The sequence below is a fragment of the Burkholderia sp. NLJ2 genome, assembly GCF_049487195.1.
Classification (GTDB): domain Bacteria; phylum Pseudomonadota; class Gammaproteobacteria; order Burkholderiales; family Burkholderiaceae; genus Burkholderia; species Burkholderia pyrrocinia.
The window spans coordinates 1,152,808-1,168,301 of the sequence record NZ_CP137810.1 but is presented as its reverse complement, the minus strand read 5'-3'; the positions used below and the strand labels follow the sequence as shown (position 1 = coordinate 1,168,301).

Annotated in this window: 16 protein-coding genes; all 16 read left to right on the top strand. The window is 69.0% G+C overall.

Features of this window, described 5'->3' with window-relative positions; all coding sequences use genetic code 11:
* Positions 1–32: 32 nt before the first annotated feature.
* The 16 genes from R9B84_RS27570 to R9B84_RS27495 all read left to right on the top strand — a co-directional run bounded on the left by R9B84_RS27570 (position 33) and on the right by R9B84_RS27495 (position 15,485).
* Positions 33–260 carry a hypothetical protein gene (locus R9B84_RS27570; RefSeq protein WP_423763153.1) on the top strand — a complete coding sequence of 76 codons (228 nt, stop codon included), beginning with the start codon at positions 33–35 and terminating at the stop codon, positions 258–260.
* A gap of 10 nt (positions 261–270) precedes the next feature.
* The gene (locus tag R9B84_RS27565) at positions 271–1,314 is read left to right on the top strand and encodes a 2Fe-2S iron-sulfur cluster-binding protein (protein ID WP_423763152.1); all 1,044 of its coding nucleotides are present in this window, start codon (positions 271–273) and stop codon (positions 1,312–1,314) included.
* Between the two features lie 41 nt (positions 1,315–1,355).
* Positions 1,356–2,942: a FadD3 family acyl-CoA ligase gene (locus R9B84_RS27560; protein WP_423763501.1), complete on the top strand. Its 1,587-nt coding sequence runs from the start codon at positions 1,356–1,358 to the stop codon at positions 2,940–2,942.
* A gap of 32 nt (positions 2,943–2,974) precedes the next feature.
* On the top strand, positions 2,975–3,748 hold the full coding sequence (locus tag R9B84_RS27555) for an SDR family NAD(P)-dependent oxidoreductase (protein ID WP_423763151.1): 774 nt from the start codon (positions 2,975–2,977) through the stop codon (positions 3,746–3,748).
* Between the two features lie 797 nt (positions 3,749–4,545).
* Complete coding sequence (locus R9B84_RS27550) at positions 4,546–5,205, top strand: hypothetical protein (RefSeq protein WP_423763150.1); 660 nt, start codon at positions 4,546–4,548, stop codon at positions 5,203–5,205.
* A gap of 414 nt (positions 5,206–5,619) precedes the next feature.
* On the top strand, positions 5,620–5,856 hold the full coding sequence (locus tag R9B84_RS27545; protein ID WP_014899176.1) for a FitA-like ribbon-helix-helix domain-containing protein: 237 nt from the start codon (positions 5,620–5,622) through the stop codon (positions 5,854–5,856).
* The gene (locus R9B84_RS27540; protein ID WP_423763149.1) at positions 5,843–6,259 is read left to right on the top strand and encodes a type II toxin-antitoxin system VapC family toxin; all 417 of its coding nucleotides are present in this window, start codon (positions 5,843–5,845) and stop codon (positions 6,257–6,259) included. The genes R9B84_RS27545 and R9B84_RS27540 overlap by 14 nt, the downstream gene beginning before the upstream one ends.
* 268 nt (positions 6,260–6,527) lie before the next feature.
* Positions 6,528–7,424 carry a VOC family protein gene (locus R9B84_RS27535; RefSeq protein WP_423763148.1) on the top strand — a complete coding sequence of 299 codons (897 nt, stop codon included), beginning with the start codon at positions 6,528–6,530 and terminating at the stop codon, positions 7,422–7,424.
* 9 nt (positions 7,425–7,433) lie between these two features.
* Positions 7,434–8,327: a CoA transferase subunit A gene (locus R9B84_RS27530; protein WP_423763147.1), complete on the top strand. Its 894-nt coding sequence runs from the start codon at positions 7,434–7,436 to the stop codon at positions 8,325–8,327.
* 10 nt (positions 8,328–8,337) lie between these two features.
* Positions 8,338–9,135, top strand: a complete 798-nt coding sequence (locus R9B84_RS27525) for a CoA-transferase subunit beta (protein ID WP_423763146.1) — start codon at positions 8,338–8,340, stop codon at positions 9,133–9,135.
* 8 nt (positions 9,136–9,143) lie between these two features.
* On the top strand, positions 9,144–10,133 hold the full coding sequence (locus tag R9B84_RS27520; RefSeq protein ID WP_423763145.1) for an enoyl-CoA hydratase: 990 nt from the start codon (positions 9,144–9,146) through the stop codon (positions 10,131–10,133).
* A complete protein-coding gene (locus tag R9B84_RS27515; protein WP_423763144.1) occupies positions 10,130–11,230 on the top strand; it encodes an NAD(P)H-dependent flavin oxidoreductase in 1,101 nt (366 codons plus the stop codon). Before R9B84_RS27520 ends, R9B84_RS27515 begins: the two co-directional genes overlap by 4 nt.
* A 19-nt stretch (positions 11,231–11,249) precedes the next feature.
* A complete protein-coding gene (locus R9B84_RS27510) occupies positions 11,250–12,065 on the top strand; it encodes an enoyl-CoA hydratase family protein (RefSeq protein WP_423763143.1) in 816 nt (271 codons plus the stop codon).
* Complete coding sequence (locus tag R9B84_RS27505) at positions 12,062–13,231, top strand: acyl-CoA dehydrogenase family protein (RefSeq protein WP_423763142.1); 1,170 nt, start codon at positions 12,062–12,064, stop codon at positions 13,229–13,231. Before R9B84_RS27510 ends, R9B84_RS27505 begins: the two co-directional genes overlap by 4 nt.
* A gap of 35 nt (positions 13,232–13,266) precedes the next feature.
* A complete protein-coding gene (locus R9B84_RS27500; protein WP_423763141.1) occupies positions 13,267–14,334 on the top strand; it encodes an acyl-CoA dehydrogenase family protein in 1,068 nt (355 codons plus the stop codon).
* Positions 14,334–15,485 (top strand): acetyl-CoA C-acetyltransferase, encoded by a 1,152-nt coding sequence (locus R9B84_RS27495; protein WP_423763140.1) that lies wholly within the window; start codon positions 14,334–14,336, stop codon positions 15,483–15,485. The genes R9B84_RS27500 and R9B84_RS27495 overlap by 1 nt, the downstream gene beginning before the upstream one ends.
* Positions 15,486–15,494 lie beyond the last annotated feature (9 nt).

Here is a 15,494-nt window from a genome sequence, read left to right as displayed (position 1 = left end):
ACGGGTTTTCCAGCATCCGCAAGAGACGATCCATGACACGCAGACTGAACGGCAACACCGCGAACGTTGACGAGGCCCGGCGCGATGCCGGCGTGTCGGCCGCGCGCGAGATCGTGCGTACGCTCGGCAGTGCGGCATCGCATGTGCTGAACGCGTTCGCGTGCGTCGCGCCGGCACTGGCGTCGAACGAAGCGCAGGTCGTCGCCGGGCGTGAAGCAGGCCACGGCGTGAGCGCGTGGCACATCGCCGGCGCAGCATGAGGAGCCGGCCATGAGCGATTCGCGCTTCCACCGGCTGACCGTTGCCGAAGTGATTTCCGAAAGCGACGACGCGTGCTCGTTCGTATTCGACGTACCGGCCCCGTTGCGCGACGCATTCGCGTACCGGCCCGGGCAGTTCCTAACGCTGAACGTGCCGTGCGCGGACGCGACCGTCGCGCGCTGCTATTCGCTGTCGAGCGCGCCGGGCATCGACGCCGCGCCGAAGATCACCGTCAAGCGCGTGCGCGACGGCCGCGCGTCGAACTGGCTGTGCGACCGCGTGCATGCGGGCGACGCGCTCGACGTGCTGCCGCCGGCCGGCGTGTTCACGCCGCGCACGCTCGACGGCGACCTGCTGCTGTTCGCGGGCGGCAGCGGCATCACGCCCGTGCTGTCGATCCTGAAATCGGCGCTCGTGCACGGGCGGGGAATGCTGACGCTGATCTACGCGAACCGCGACGAACGCTCGGTGATTTTCCGCGACGAACTGCAGCAGCTCGCGCAGCGGCATCCGGGCCGCGTGCGCGTGATCCACTGGCTCGACAGCGTGCAGGGCATCCCGCAGCAGCGCCATCTCGAGGAGCTCGCGCGGCCGTTCAGCCAGCAGGAGACGTTCATCTGCGGGCCCGCGATGTTCATGGAGAACGCGCTGGCCGCGATGCTCGGCCTCGGGCTGCCGCGTGCGCGCGTGCATGTCGAGCGGTTCGCGTCGCTGCCCGATGCGCCGGCGCAGGCCGATACCGCGGCGTCGGTCGCGGCAACGGCGGCGTCCGGCGAAGGCGCGGCGATCGAGACGGTGCTCGACGGCGATGCGTTCGCATTCGACAGCGCGCCCGGCGAAACGCTGCTCGACGCGATGCTGCGCGCGGGCGTGCCGGCACCGAACTCCTGCCGGATGGGGCAATGCGGCGCGTGCATGTGCCGGATCGAGCGCGGCGAGGTCGCGCTCGACAGCAACCACGTGCTCGATGAAGACGAGATTGCAGCCGGCTGGACGCTCGCCTGTTGCGCGCGGCCCGCGAGCGACGCGCTGCGCGTGGTGTTTCCCGACTGAGCCGCGTCGCGCCGGCGGCGCGCACGGCAACCCTGATGCCTATGACGATGGACAATGAAATCCTGACCACGCCCGCGCTGATCGCGCGGGCTGCCGCGCGCCACGGCGCGCATCCGGCGATCGAGTCGGAGCATGGCCGGCTGACCTACGCGGAACTCGACGCGGCGCGCGTCGACGCGGCCCGCGCGCTGCTGGCGAGCGGCATCGATGCCGGCGACCGCATCGCGGTCTGGGCGCCGAACCTGCCGCAATGGATCGTCGCGGCGCTCGCGATCCACACCGTCGGCGCGATCCTCGTGCCGGTCAATACGCGGATGAAGGGGATGGAGGTCGGCGGCATCCTGCACGACGGCGGCGCGCGGCTGCTGTTCTGCTGCGGCACCTTCCTCGGCGAATCCTATCCGGAGATGCTCGCGCCGCACCGGGCCGCGACGCTCGAGCGCGTCGTCGTGTTCGACGGCGATGCGCCACCCGGCGCGCGCGACGAGACCTGGAACGCGTTCCTCGCGCGCGGCGCGGCGGTGCCGCTGGCCGCGGTGCGCGAGCGCGAGGCGCAGGTCACGCCCGACACCGTGATGGACCTGATGTTCACGTCCGGCACGACGGGCCGCCCGAAGGGCGTGATGACCGCGCACGGCCAGAACCTGCGCGCCGCGCAGGCGTGGGCGGCGATCGCGGGCGTGCGCCACGACGACCGCTACCTGATCGTCAATCCGTTCTTCCACACGTTCGGCTACAAGGCCGGCTGGCTCGCCGCGTTGTCGAGCGGCGCGACCGTGCTGCCGCATCTGGTGTTCCAGCCGGCCGACGTGCTGCGGCGTATCGCCGACGATCGCGTGTCGGTGCTGCCCGGCCCGCCGACGCTGTACTACGCGCTGCTCGACGCGCCCGATCGCGCGACGCGCGACCTGTCGTCGCTGCGGATCGCGGTGACGGGCGCGGCGGCGATCGCGCCGAGCCTGATCGAGCGGATGCGCGCCGAGCTCGGCTTCGAGACGGTGCTGACCGGCTACGGGCTGACCGAATCGTGCGGCTTCGCGACGCTGTGCCGGCACGGCGACGATGCGGAGACCGTCGCCTGTACGTCGGGCCGGCCGATGCCGGATGTCGAGCTGCGTATTGCGGGGCCGGGCGGCGCGCCGCTCGGGCCGGACGAGACCGGCGAGATCTGGGTGCGCGGCTACAACGTGATGCGCGGCTATTTCAACCAGCCGGACGCGACGCGCGAAACCGTCGATGCGGAAGGCTGGCTGCATACGGGCGATCTCGGCTGCGTCGATGCGAACGGCAACCTGAAGATCACCGATCGCATCAAGGACATGTTCATCGTCGGCGGCTTCAACTGCTATCCGGCGGAGATCGAGCGGCTGCTCGCCGCGCACCCGGCGATCGCGCAGGTCGCGCTGGTCGGCGTGCCCGATACGCGGCTCGGCGAGGTCGGGCACGCGTATGTCGTGCTGCGGCCGGGCGCGCACGCCGACGCCGACGAGCTGAACGACTGGGCGCGTCGCAACATGGCGAACTACAAGGTGCCGCGGCATTTCACGTTCGTCGAGCAACTGCCGACGAGCGCGGCGGGGAAGGTGCTGAAGTACCGGCTGCGCGCGGGGACCGAAACGGCGGCCTGAGCGCCGCCGCGATAAACGAACGGGAACAACACATGAACGACAACGGATTTCCGCAGGGCGCGGTGCTGGTGTTCGGCGGCAGCGGCGGGATCGGGCAGGGCGTTGCGCTCGAGTTTGCGCGCGCCGGCGTGCCGGTCGCGGTGGGCTACCGCAGCAAGGCCGACGTGGCCGAACGCGTCGCGCGCGACATTCGCGGCGAAGGTGTGGCGGCCACCACGCACTGCGTGGACGTGACCGATCCCGCGCAGGTCGACGCCGCGCTTGCGGCCGCGATCGCTGCGCATGGCCGCGTGCATACGGTTGTCTGGGCGGCCGGGCCGTTCGTGAACCAGCGCCATATCGGCGACATGACGCACGACGACTGGCGCCGCGCGATCGAGGTCGAGACGATCGGTTTCTTCGTCGCGGCGAAAGCCGCGCTGCCGCATTTCCGTGCGTCGGGCGGCGGGTCGTTCGTGACGCTCGGTTCGGCCGGGCATCTGCGCTGGCCCGATCGCGACGGGCTGTCGGTCGCGCCGAAGGCGGCGAACGAGGCACTGGTCAAGGGGCTTGCGCGCGAGGAGGGGCGTTACAACATTCGCGCGAATTCGATCCTGGTCGGCGTGATCGAGGCCGGGATGTTTCCGGTGCTGCTCGAACAGGGGCAGTTCGACCAGGCGTGGATCGACGAGACGCGGAAGATGCTTGCGCTCAAGCGTTGGGGGAAGGCGCACGACGTCGGGCGGGCGGCGGTGTTTCTGGCGTCGGACCGGGCGGATTACGTGACGGGGCAGCAGTTGAATGTGTCGGGCGGCTACGGGTTGTAGCGGAGTGCTAAAGCACGTTCGGGCGGCCGCGCTTGCGTGTCGGTTGTCCCGGGCGCTGACATTGCCCACCTTTCTCCCCTCTTCAGAGCATCGACGACGCTGGCCGATATGCCGATCGGCTCGCGTATCGCTTCCTTGCGTGACACGGACAAGATGCGTGCGCACGCATCGGTATTCACCCTGCCTCGTCGCGCACGATTGCGTATCGGCATCGCGTGCGCCAGGCGCGAGGTCACACTTCTGCAACGTTTCTTCAGTGTATTTCGCCTTGCTCGATTGACCGCAACGACGACTCGCATGCGCTGACGGCTGCCCAGCCTCGTTCGGCATGCATTCCGATCTCGATGCGCGATAGATCGAATCGCGTGTTCCGGCGTGTTCCGGCGTGTTCCGACGAATACGGATACGTTCCTGAAACATTTCCTCCCGATTGCGCCCCGCGTGACCGCCCGTGCGTGGCGGTCACGCTTTTCCCGCTTCGGTTTGCGCCGCATGGCACGCGCTTTGCGGTTGACCCGGTGCCGCTGGCGCAAACGAATTTCGCCAGAACGATGAGCGCATCGGCGGCATGCAACGACATCGATAGAAACGGGGAATCGGATCGGGTCGCGGGCGCCGCGTGTTGCGGCGCATGCGCCGCGCGTGTCGTATCGGTCATGCGCACGGGGCAACGCGCTCCCGGTCCGTCGAACAACAAGCTTGCTTGCAAGGTGTCGTGCCGGGGTTCGCACTGCGCATCGCGACGGAAGCCGCGTGCGTCGGGGCGGCGCGCCCGGCACATGTCGGGGGAGGCGCCCGTGAGAACGACAGCGAACCAATGGGCAGCGGTCGCGGTGATGTTCGTCGCGAGTGCGCACGCGCAGGAGATCTACCTGCAGGGCGGCACGCAGGGCGTCGGCATCGGTGCGGCCGTGAGCTTCAATTCGATGCTGGGTGCCCATGCGGATTTCAATGCGATCGATCTTTCGCATGACTTCACGGTGGCCGGCAATCGCTATCAGGACGACCTGAAGCTGCGCCAGGGAGGCTTGTACGGGGATATCTTCCCGTGGCGGGGCAGCGGCTTCCGCGCGACGATCGGGCTGCGTTTCAACGACGATGAACTCCGCGGCGTATCGGTGCCGACCAACGGTACTTACGTGTTCGGCGGCAAGCGCTATCCGGCGTTGCCGGGGATGTATGCGGTCGCGGACGCGCGCTATCCGACCGTAATGCCGTATGTCGGGATCGGCTACGGGCATCGGCCGGCGTCGAAAGGGCTGGGATTCGTCGCCGATATCGGCGTCGCGTACGGGATTCCGAGATGTTCGTACACGCTGTCGCCGGAGCTGGCGGCCGCGGCCGGGCCGGTGAAGAGCCAGATCCTCGTCGCGAGCGGGCTCGACGAACTGCGGCGGGTGATGTCGCGCTATCGGTGGTACCCGGTCTTGCAGATCGGGATTTCGTATCGGTTCTGATCGGCCGGGTTGCCGTTGTGCGTGCGGACCGGGGCATTGCCGATATTTGCCGATAAGGGCGTGGCGACGACTGCCTGCGATCCGGAACGCCTGGCCGGATGGGTGGGGGCTGCGTTGCGTGATCGACCCGGCGGCGGTGAATGAAGCCGCTCCGGGCGGGACTGCGCGTGGAGGCGCAGCCCGTCCATCAACGCATAGCCATTCAGCCGTCTTTTCCGTCGTTCCGATCCGCCGTACCTTGGGGGCAGTAGTTCGACGTGTCGGGCGAGCGGCGGAAGCTGGAGAGATTCATGCCGGCTGCCGCCGTTCGCCGACGCCAACCACCGTCTTCCGTTCATGCATGACGATGATAGCAATGCTTGCAATTCACCGTCATGGCGCTATCATTGATAGCAAACCTGGATGGAGGGATCTATGGCAAATCTTCTGGTGCGTAACGTGGATGACAGTATCGTTCAGAGCCTGCGCGAGCAGGCTGCGGCAAATGGCAGGAGTGCCGAGGCCGAACATCGGGCCATTCTGGCCGATGCGCTCGGCCGGCCGAAGCGAAGGACATTTGCGCAAGTGCTGATGAGCATGCCCGATGTTGGCGAAGACGCGGATTTCCAACGTGTTCAGGATTCCGGCGAGGTCAGGCGTGTTTTTGATTGATACGAACGTCATCAGCGAAATCAGGAAGGGCAAGCGAACCAACCGCGGCGTGCGGGCGTTCTTCAGGCAGGCCGAGGCCGATGCGAGCCCGCTTTACCTGTCCGTGGTGACGGTGGCCGAGCTTCGGCGCGGCGTCGACCTGATCCGTCATCGCGGCGATTACCCTCAGGCGTCGGCGCTCGAAGCATGGATGGCGACGATCCTGTCGGGCTATGCGCCGAACATCCTGCCGGTCGATATCGAGATCAGCCAGATGTGGGGGCATTTGCGCGTGCCCGATCCGGCGCACGAACTCGACAAACTGATTGCGGCCACCGCGCTGATCAACGATCTCACGGTCGTCACGCGCAATGTCGACGATTTCGCTCGCACCGGCGTCCGGCTGCTGAACCCGTTCGACTAGCGTGGCCGCGGCGGTCAGCCGTCGCGCGAAGACGATTCGGGCGGCGGCTGGCGAACCGGCTCAGGCGCCACACCGGCTCCCGTGAGCGTGCGCGACACGACCGGCGTATTACACCCGCTGCCGACGAATCCCCCTCCGGCACACACCCCGCACCGCAACCCCCGCCTTTTCCTGTCCGTCCTCTCGTCCCAACAGACGATGTAACACCACCCCCGACCGGCCAGAATCCTTTCACGAACAACGGATTCTGAACCAGGAGGAGGCCGACATGATCGATGTCCGTGCGCTTGGCTATGTCGTCGTCGAGGCGACGCGCGTCGATGCGTGGCGCCGCTACGCGGAAGACGTGCTGGGCATGCAAGCGCTCGATGCGCCCGACGGCGCGCTGTACCTGAAGATGGACGAGCGCGATTTCCGCTACGTGATCGTTCCCGGCTCGACCGACCGCTATTTCGCGTCTGGCTGGGAATTGCCCGACGGCGCCGCGTTCGACGCTGCGTTTGCGGCGCTGCAGCGCGCGGGCGTCGAGCCGATCCGCGCGACGCCCGCCGAAGCCGCGCTGCGCCGTGTGCAGGCGATGGCGTGGTGCACCGACCCGTCCGGTAACCGCCACGAACTGTACTGGGGCGCGCGCTGCGACTTCCGTCGCTTCGTGTCGCCGCTGGGCGTCGCGCATTTCGTCACCGGCGACATGGGGCTCGGCCACGCGGTGTTGCCTGCGCCGCAGTTCGATGCGACCGACGCGTTCGTACGTGGCGTGCTCGGCTTCGAACTGTCCGACATCTATCGCGTGAAGTTCACGCCCGATCCGGCCGAACCCGAAAAACGCATCCACTTCATGCATTGCCGCAACGCACGCCATCACAGCCTCGCGCTGTTCGAGCTGGCCGTGCCGTCGGGCTGCGTGCACGTGATGGCCGAAGTCGACTCGATGGACGAAGTCGGCCGCGCGCTGGATCGCGTCGCCGCGCACGACGTGAAGATGTCGGCGACGCTCGGCCGGCACTGCAACGACCAGATGATCTCTTTCTACATGAAGACCCCCGGCGGCTTCGATCTCGAATACGGCTTCGGCGGCCTCACGGTCGACTGGTCGAAGCACGCGGTATTCGAGGCCACCAAGGTGAGCCAGTGGGGCCACGACTTCAGCATCGGATACCGGTAAGCCAGCACGATGACGATGAAACCTCTCGACAAGACGATGTCCGCGCGCGACGTGATCGCGCAACTCGCCGACGGCATGACGATCGGCATCGGCGGATGGGGGCCGCGGCGCAAGCCGATGGCGCTGGTGCGCGAAATCGCGCGCTCGAACCTGAAGGACCTGACGATCGTCGCGTACGGCGGCGCCGATGTCGGCTTGCTTTGCGCGGCGGGCAAGGTCCGCAAGGTGGTGTTCGGCTTCGTGTCGCTCGACGTGATTCCGCTCGAACCGCATTTCCGTCGGGCGCGCGAGCAGGGTCGCATCGACGTGCTCGAACTCGACGAAGGGATGCTGCAGCTCGGCCTGCGCGCGGCCGCCGCGCGCCTGCCGTTCCTGCCGACGCGCGCCGGCCTCGGCACCGCGCTGCTCGATCACGCGCCGCAACTGCGCACGGTGAGCTCGCCGTACGACGACGGCGAGACGCTGCTGGCGATGCCGGCGATCGAACTCGACGCCGCGCTACTGCACGTGAACGCGGCCGACCGGATGGGCAACACGCGCATCGATGGCCCCGATCCGTTCTTCGATGCATGGATGGCGCGTGCCGCGCAGCGCTGCTACGTGTCGGCGGAACAGGTCGACGCATCGATCGCGACAGAAGACCTCGACGCCGCGAAACGCAACCCGTTCGAGCGTTCGCTCGTCACGGGCGTCGTGCACGCGCCGGGCGGCGCGCACCCGACGTCGTGCGGGCCGGCCTACGGCTGGGACCTGCCGCACCTGCGCGCGTACTGCGCCAGCGCGGAAGACGACGTGAAAACGGAGGCGTACCTGCGCGACGTGGTCGGCCAGGACGAACGCCAGTACCTCGAAGGCGTCGGCGGCCTGTCGCATGTGACGACGCTGCCGTTGCCGATTCTGTAAAGGAGCGCCTGTGAGCGAATCTCTCGACCATTCCCTCGCGGAACTGATGATCGTCGCGTCCGCGCGACTCTGGCGCGACGACGGCGAAGTGCTGGCGACCGGCATCGGCACGGGCCCGCGGCTCGCGGCCGGCCTCGCGCGGCTCGCGTACAACAACGGGCTGATGCTGACCGACGGCGAGGCGTATCTCGTCGAGGAGCCGGTGCCGCTCGGGCCGCGCCCCGACGGCTATCGCGTGAAGGCGAGCGGCTGGATGACCTACGAACGCGTGTTCGACTGCCTGTGGCACGGCCGCCGCCATGCGCTCGTGATGCCGACGCAGATCGACCGCTTCGGCCAGGCCAACATCTCGTGGCTCGGCGACGACTACGCGCATCCGAAGACCCAACTGCTCGGCGCACGCGGCTTCCCCGGCAATTCGACGAACCACGCGAACTCGTTCTTCGTCAGCGGCCACGGCAAGCGCACGTTCGTCGCGGGCGAAGTCGACATGGTGTGCACAGTCGGCTACAACCCGGCGCGCCGGCTGCCCGGGATGAAGACCTTCGTCGACCTGCGCAGCATCGTCACCGACTTGTGCGTGATGGATTTCGGCGGGCCCGACCACGCGATCCGCGTGCGCTCGCTGCATCCGGGCGTGAGCTTCGACGAGGTGCAGGACGCGACGGGCTTCCCGCTGATCGCGCATCCGGAACTCGGCACGACGGCCGCACCGAACGCGGAAGACCTGCGCATCGTCCGCGCGCTCGATCCGCACAACCTGCGCGCGACGATCGTGCGTAACAATCCGGCGCCGCGCCGGGGATGAGGCCCGACATGGAAGCGACCCAGGTGACGTTCGGCGACGGTGTCGTCGACTACGCGGTCGAGGACGGCATCGCGACGATCACGATGAACCGCCCCGAGTATCACAACGCGCAGAACTCGAAGATGACGTATGCGCTCGACGCGGCGTTCCGGCGCGCGGCGCACGACGACGCGGTGAAGGCGATCGTGCTCGCGGGCGCCGGCAAGCATTTCTCGGCGGGGCACGACATCGGCACGCCGGGTCGCGACATCCACGAGTCGTTCGAGCGCGCGTCGCTGTGGTACGACCACGTCGACAAGGAAGGCGGCGAATTCCTCTATGCGCGCGAGCAGGAGGTGTACCTCGGGATGTGCCGGCGCTGGCGCGACCTGCCGAAGCCGACGATCGCGATGGTGCAGGGCGCATGCATCGCAGGCGGGCTGATGCTCGCGTGGGTGTGCGACCTGATCGTCGCGTCGGAGGATGCGTTCTTCGCGGATCCGGTCGTACGGATGGGGATCCCGGGCGTCGAGTATTTCGCGCATGCGTACGAGCTGAACCCGCGCATCGCGAAGGAATTCCTGTTCCTCGGCGAACGGATGCCGGCCGAGCGCGCGTACCAGATGGGGATGGTCAACCGCGTGGTGCCGCGCGAGCGGCTGCGCGACGCGACCTACGCGATCGCCGCGAAGATCGCGACGATGCCGCGCCTCGGGCTCACGCTGACCAAGCAGGCGCTGAACCACGTCGAGGAGCTGCAGGGCAAGCGCGCGGCGATGGACGCGGCGTTCGCATGGCATCACTTTGCGCATGCGCACAACGAGCTCGTCAGCGGCGACCGCCTCGGCGGCTACGACGCGCGCAGCATGGCCAGTTCGCAGCGCGCGCCGTCGCCTGCCTCGGCGGCGGGCGCGGTCAATCGCGCCGCGGATTCTGCGGGCGTCGACGGCGCTGGCACGACGAGCGAGCCGATGCCCGAGGCGCCCAAGCAAGCCGCCGTCAATGGAGCCGCAGCATGAGCACGACCCTTCCTGGCCCGCTCCATACGCCGCTCTGCGACCTGCTCGGCTGCCGCTACCCGATCGTGCAGACCGCGATGGGCTGGGTCGCCGACGCGCGGCTCGTCGCGGCCACCTCCAATGCGGGCGGTTTCGGCTTCCTGGCCGGCGCGACGCTCGAACCGGATCAGGTCGAGGCCGAGATCCTGAAGGTGAAGTCGCTGACGGACCAGCCGTTCGGCATCAACTTCCACATGTTCCAGAAGAACGCGGCGCAGGTGGTCGATCTCGCGATCGAGCACCGGCTGCGCGCAGTGAGCTACGGCCGCGGGCCCGATGCGAAGACGATCCGCCGCTTCAAGGATGCCGGCATCGTCTGCATGCCGACCGTCGGTGCGCCGAAGCATGCGGCGAAGGCGGTCGAACTCGGTGCGGACATCGTGACGGTGCAGGGCGCGGAAGGCGGCGGCCACACGGGCTCGGTGCCGACCACGCTGCTGCTGCCGAAGGTGCTCGACGCGGTGCGGGTGCCGGTCGTCGCGGCCGGCGGGTTCTTCGACGGGCGCGGCCTGGCCGCCGCGCTCGCGTACGGTGCGGCCGGCATCGCGATGGGCACGCGCTTCCTGATGAGCGCCGAATCGCCGGTGCCGCGCGAGACGCTCGACCGCTACGTCGCGGTCGGCGACCCGGCGCGCATCCGCGTGTCGGACGCGCTCGACGGACTGCCGCAACGCATGATCGACAACCCGTATCTGCTGAAGCTCGAACGCTTCGGCCCGCTGCGCCGCACGCTGTTCGCGCTGAAGACGGCCGAAGCGTGGCGGCGCCAGAACGGGCTGCGCACGAGCGACATGCTCGGCCTCGCGATCAAGGCGCTGCGTTCGCACGACTACACGGCAAGCCAGACGCTGATGGCCGCGAACGCGCCGTTCCTGATCCAGCGCGCGATCGTCGAGGGCCGCCCCGACGAGGGCGTGCTGCCGAGCGGCCAGGCGGCGGCGATGATCGGCGCGATCGAATCGTGCGACGTGCTGATCGCGCGAATCGTCGCGGAAGCCGGCGAGCGGCTCGACGCACTGGCCGCGCTGCGCGGCGCGGCAGCGGCGCAGGCCGCGTGAAAAACATCACAGGGAGGCAATGGAGATGACAGCATCCAATCACCCGGCCGGCGCGATGCCGTTCCGGATCGACCGCGCAGACGGCATCGCCGAACTGGTGATCGCCCATCCGCCCGTGAACGCGCTCGACGCGCAGGGCTGGCATGCGCTCTCCCGCGCGCTCGACGCGCTCGGCGAGGACGACGACGTGCGCGTGATCGTCGTGCGCGGCGAAGGCCGCGGCTTCTGCGCGGGCGTCGACATCAAGGAACTGGCCGCGCATCCGGAGCGGATCGTGGCGGTCAACGCGGGCAACTACGAGACGTTCCGCGCGGTGCACCGCAATCCGAAGCCGGTGATCGCGGCCGTGCACGGGTTCGTGCTCGGCGGCGGGATCGGCATCTGCGGCGCGGCGGACATCGTCGTCGCGGCGGATTGCGCGCGCTTCGGCGTGCCCGAGATCGACCGCGGCGCGATGGGCGGCGGGGCGCACCTGCAGCGACTGTTCGGCGTGCAGAAGGTGCGCACGATGTATTTCACCGGCGAGATGATCGACGCGGCCGAAGCGTACCGGCTCGGCGCGGTCGAGCAGGTCGTTGCACGCGACGCGCTGCGCGACGCCGCGCTCGCAATCGCCCGCAAGATCGCGGACAAGAGCCCGGCGATGGTGCGGCTCGCGAAGGAGGCGCTGAACGGCGTCGAGGACGGCGATCTCGAGGACAAATACCGCTGGGAGCAAGGCTTCACGCTGCAGGCGTACATGACGAACGATTCGACCGAAGCGCGCGCCGCGTTCGTCGAGAAGCGCGACGCGCGTTTCGACGCGCAGGCAACCGCCGAGGAGGCACGCGCATGAACCTGACCTACACGCCGCAACAGCAGGCGTTCCGCGCGGAAATCCGCGCATGGCTCGCCGCGCACGTGCCGCGCGAGCGTCTGCCGAGCTTCGATACCGAGGCAGGCTTCGCCGCGCACCGCGAATGGGAGCGCACGCTGCACTCGGGCCGCTGGAGCATGGTCACGTGGCCGCGCGAGCTGGGCGGGCGCGGCTGCGACCTGATCGAGTGGCTGATCTTCGAGGAAGAGTACTGGCGCGCCGATGCACCGATGCGCGTGAACCAGAACGGCATCTTCCTGCTCGGCCCGACGCTGATGGATTTCGGCACCGCGGAGCAGAAGGCGCGCTTCCTGCCCGCGATGGCGGCCGGCGAGCACGTGTGGGCGCAGGGCTGGTCGGAGCCGAACGCGGGCTCGGACATGGCCGCGATCCGCACGACGGCGACCCGCATCGGCGACGAGTACGTGCTGAACGGCCAGAAGATCTGGTCGACCCGCGCGGTGTGGGCCGACTGGCTGTTCGGGCTGTTCCGCAGCGATCCCGAATCGTCGCGCCACCACGGGCTCACGTTCCTGATGGTGCCGCTGTCCGCGCCGGGCATCACGGTGCGGCCGATCCGGCAGCTCAACGGGCAGACGGGCTTCGCGGAAATCTTCTTCGACGACGTGCGCGTGCCGGTCGAGAACCGGCTCGCGGCCGAAGGCGCGGGCTGGCAGGTCGCGATGGCGACGGCCGGTTTCGAGCGCGGGCTGATGTTGCGTTCGCCCGCGCGGTTCCAGCGCACCGCGCAGGCGTTGCGCGACCTGTATCTCGCGCATCGCGACAGCGCGGACCGCGATCCGACGCTGCGCGAGCGCGTGGTGTCGGCGTGGATGGATGCGCAGGCGTATGCGCTGTCGACCTACGCGACCGCGAGCCGGCTGCTGAAGGGCGGCCACATCGGCGCGGAGTCGAGCACCAACAAGGTGTTCTGGTCGGAGCTCGACCTGCGCATGCACCAGACCGCGCTCGACATCCTCGGCGCGCACGGCGAGGTCGTCCCGCAGACTCCCGCGCAGCACGCGACGCTCGGCCACTGGCTCGACGGCTTCCTGTTCGCGCAGGCCGGCACGATCTACGCGGGCACCAACGAGATCCAGCGCAACATCGTCGCCGAACGGATGCTCGGCATGCCGCGCGCGTAACGGCGCCGGCGACCTCCTCACTGAACGGACATCGTATGGATTTCGTATTCGATGAAGACCAGGAAGCGCTCGCGGACAGCGTGAAGCGCCTGCTGATGACCGAGATGACGCCCGAGCTGATCCGCGAGCTCTGGGCGACGCCGACCGGGCGCTCGGACGCACTCTGGGCGCTGTTCGCGTCGCAGGGGCTGACCGCCGTGTCGGTGCCCGACGCGCACGGCGGGCTCGGGCTGACCGAAGCGGAATGGGCGCTGCTCGCGCAGACCTACGGCTATTTCGGCAGCCCCGAGCCGCTGCTCGACACGGCGCTCGTGTCGGCCGGCGTGCTCGCGCGGCTGCCGGCGAGCGACTGGCGCGACGCGCTGCTGCGCGACATCGCCGAAGGGCGCGCGCGCGTCGCGCTCGTGCATCCGGTGAACCCGTATGCGGCCGACGTGCACGTCGCGCAAACGCTGCTGTGCGAACACCGCGGCGAGCTGCATCGCGTCGATCCCGCGCAGTGCGCGTGGCGCGCGGTGGACAGCGTCGATCCGTCGCGGCGCCTGTTCACGCTCGACTGGGAGCCGTCGCCGGCCACGCGCATCGCGGGCGCCGCCGAGGCCGCGCCGCTGCTGGATCGTGCGCTCGACCACGGCGCGTTCGCGGTCGCCGCGCAATTGCTCGGCCTCACGCAGCGCGTGCTCGACGTCGCGATCGACTACAGCGCGCAGCGCAAGCAGTTCGGCAAGGCGATCGGCTCGTACCAGGCGCTCAAGCATCTGCTCGCCGATGTGGCGATCCGCTACGAGTTCGCGCGGCCGGTGGTCGCGCGTGCTGCGCAGGCGATCGCCGACGATCACCCGCAGCGCGCCGTGTTCGTGTCGCACGCGAAGCTCGCGGCGACGTCGGCCGCGCAACTGGCCGCGCGCCACTCGATGCAGGTACACGGCGCGATCGGCTACACGTGGGAGCTCGACCTGCAGATCTTCATGAAGCGCATCTGGGCGCTCGCCGGCAGCTGGGGCGACAGCGCGTTCCACAAGGCCCGCGTGGCCGACGCGATCCTCGGCGACGCGTTGCCGATCGGCCCCGCGCAGACCTTCGACCTCGAGGAACTGAACTGATGAAACAAGCCTATATCGTCGACGCGCTGCGCACGCCGACCGGCCGCCGCAAGGGCGGGCTCGCGCACGTGCATGCGGCGGACCTCGGCGGCTTCGTGCTGAAGACGCTCGTCGAACGCAACGCGATTCCGGCCGACGAATACGACGACGTGGTGTTCGGCTGCGTCGACACGATCGGCCCGCTCGCGGGCAATATCGCGCGCACCTGCTGGCTCGCGGCCGGGCTGCCGCTGCAGGTGCCGGGCGTGACGGTCGACCGCCAGTGCGGCTCGTCGCAGCAGGCCGTGCACTTCGCTGCGCAGGCCGTGATGAGCGGCGTGCAGGACGTCGTCGTCGCCGGTGGCGTGCAGACGATGACGCAGATCCCGATCTCGTCCGCGATGACCTGCGCGGCGCCGCTCGGCTTCACGGATCCGTTCTCGGGCAGCGCCGGCTGGCGCGCGCGCTTCGGCGATGCGCCGGTGTCGCAGTTCGTCGCCGCGCAGCGGATCGCCGATCACTGGAACCTGTCGCGCGACGCGATGGAGCGTTATGCGCTCGAAAGCCACCGCCGCGCGGTCGCGGCGATCGAGGCCGGCCATTTCAAGCGGGAAATCGTGCCGTTCGAAGGCGTGATGCACGACGAGACGCCGCGCCCCGACACGTCGCTGGAAAAGATGGCGACGCTCGAACCGCTGACGCCGGGCGGCTCGCTGACGGCCGCCGTCGCGAGCCAGACCTGCGATGCGGCCGCCGCGCTGCTGATCGTGTCGGAGGATGCGCTGAAGCGCTACGGCCTCACGCCGCGCGCGCGGATTCACCACCTGAGCGTGCTCGGCGACGATCCGCTGTGGATGCTGACCGCGCCGATTCCGGCGACGAAGGCCGCGCTCGCGAAGAGCGGGCTCGACTGGTCGCAGATCGACGTCGTCGAGATGAACGAGGCGTTCGCGTCGGTCGCGCAGGCCTGGCTGGCCGACACGCGCTTTCCGCACGAAAAGACCAACCCGAACGGCGGCGGCATCGCGCTCGGCCATCCGCTCGGCGCGACCGGCGCACGGCTGATGACGACGCTGCTGCACGAGCTGGAGCGCACCGGCGGCCGCTACGGGCTGCAGACGATGTGCGAAGGCGGCGGTCTCGCGAACGTCACGATCATCGAGCGCCTGTGAGCGCGTCAC

Bases quoted from the DNA above. Each gene is read 5' to 3' on its own strand.
- R9B84_RS27570 (WP_423763153.1), top strand. From the start codon at position 33: ATGACACGCAGACTGAACGGCAACACCGCGAACGTTGACGAGGCCCGG.
- R9B84_RS27565 (WP_423763152.1), top strand. From the start codon at position 271: ATGAGCGATTCGCGCTTCCACCGGCTGACCGTTGCCGAAGTGATTTCC.
- R9B84_RS27560 (WP_423763501.1), top strand. From the start codon at position 1,356: ATGACGATGGACAATGAAATCCTGACCACGCCCGCGCTGATCGCGCGG.
- R9B84_RS27555 (WP_423763151.1), top strand. From the start codon at position 2,975: ATGAACGACAACGGATTTCCGCAGGGCGCGGTGCTGGTGTTCGGCGGC.
- R9B84_RS27545 (WP_014899176.1), top strand. From the start codon at position 5,620: ATGGCAAATCTTCTGGTGCGTAACGTGGATGACAGTATCGTTCAGAGC.
- R9B84_RS27535 (WP_423763148.1), top strand. From the start codon at position 6,528: ATGATCGATGTCCGTGCGCTTGGCTATGTCGTCGTCGAGGCGACGCGC.
- R9B84_RS27530 (WP_423763147.1), top strand. From the start codon at position 7,434: ATGACGATGAAACCTCTCGACAAGACGATGTCCGCGCGCGACGTGATC.
- R9B84_RS27520 (WP_423763145.1), top strand. From the start codon at position 9,144: ATGGAAGCGACCCAGGTGACGTTCGGCGACGGTGTCGTCGACTACGCG.
- R9B84_RS27515 (WP_423763144.1), top strand. From the start codon at position 10,130: ATGAGCACGACCCTTCCTGGCCCGCTCCATACGCCGCTCTGCGACCTG.
- R9B84_RS27510 (WP_423763143.1), top strand. From the start codon at position 11,250: ATGGAGATGACAGCATCCAATCACCCGGCCGGCGCGATGCCGTTCCGG.
- R9B84_RS27505 (WP_423763142.1), top strand. From the start codon at position 12,062: ATGAACCTGACCTACACGCCGCAACAGCAGGCGTTCCGCGCGGAAATC.
- R9B84_RS27500 (WP_423763141.1), top strand. From the start codon at position 13,267: ATGGATTTCGTATTCGATGAAGACCAGGAAGCGCTCGCGGACAGCGTG.
- R9B84_RS27495 (WP_423763140.1), top strand. From the start codon at position 14,334: ATGAAACAAGCCTATATCGTCGACGCGCTGCGCACGCCGACCGGCCGC.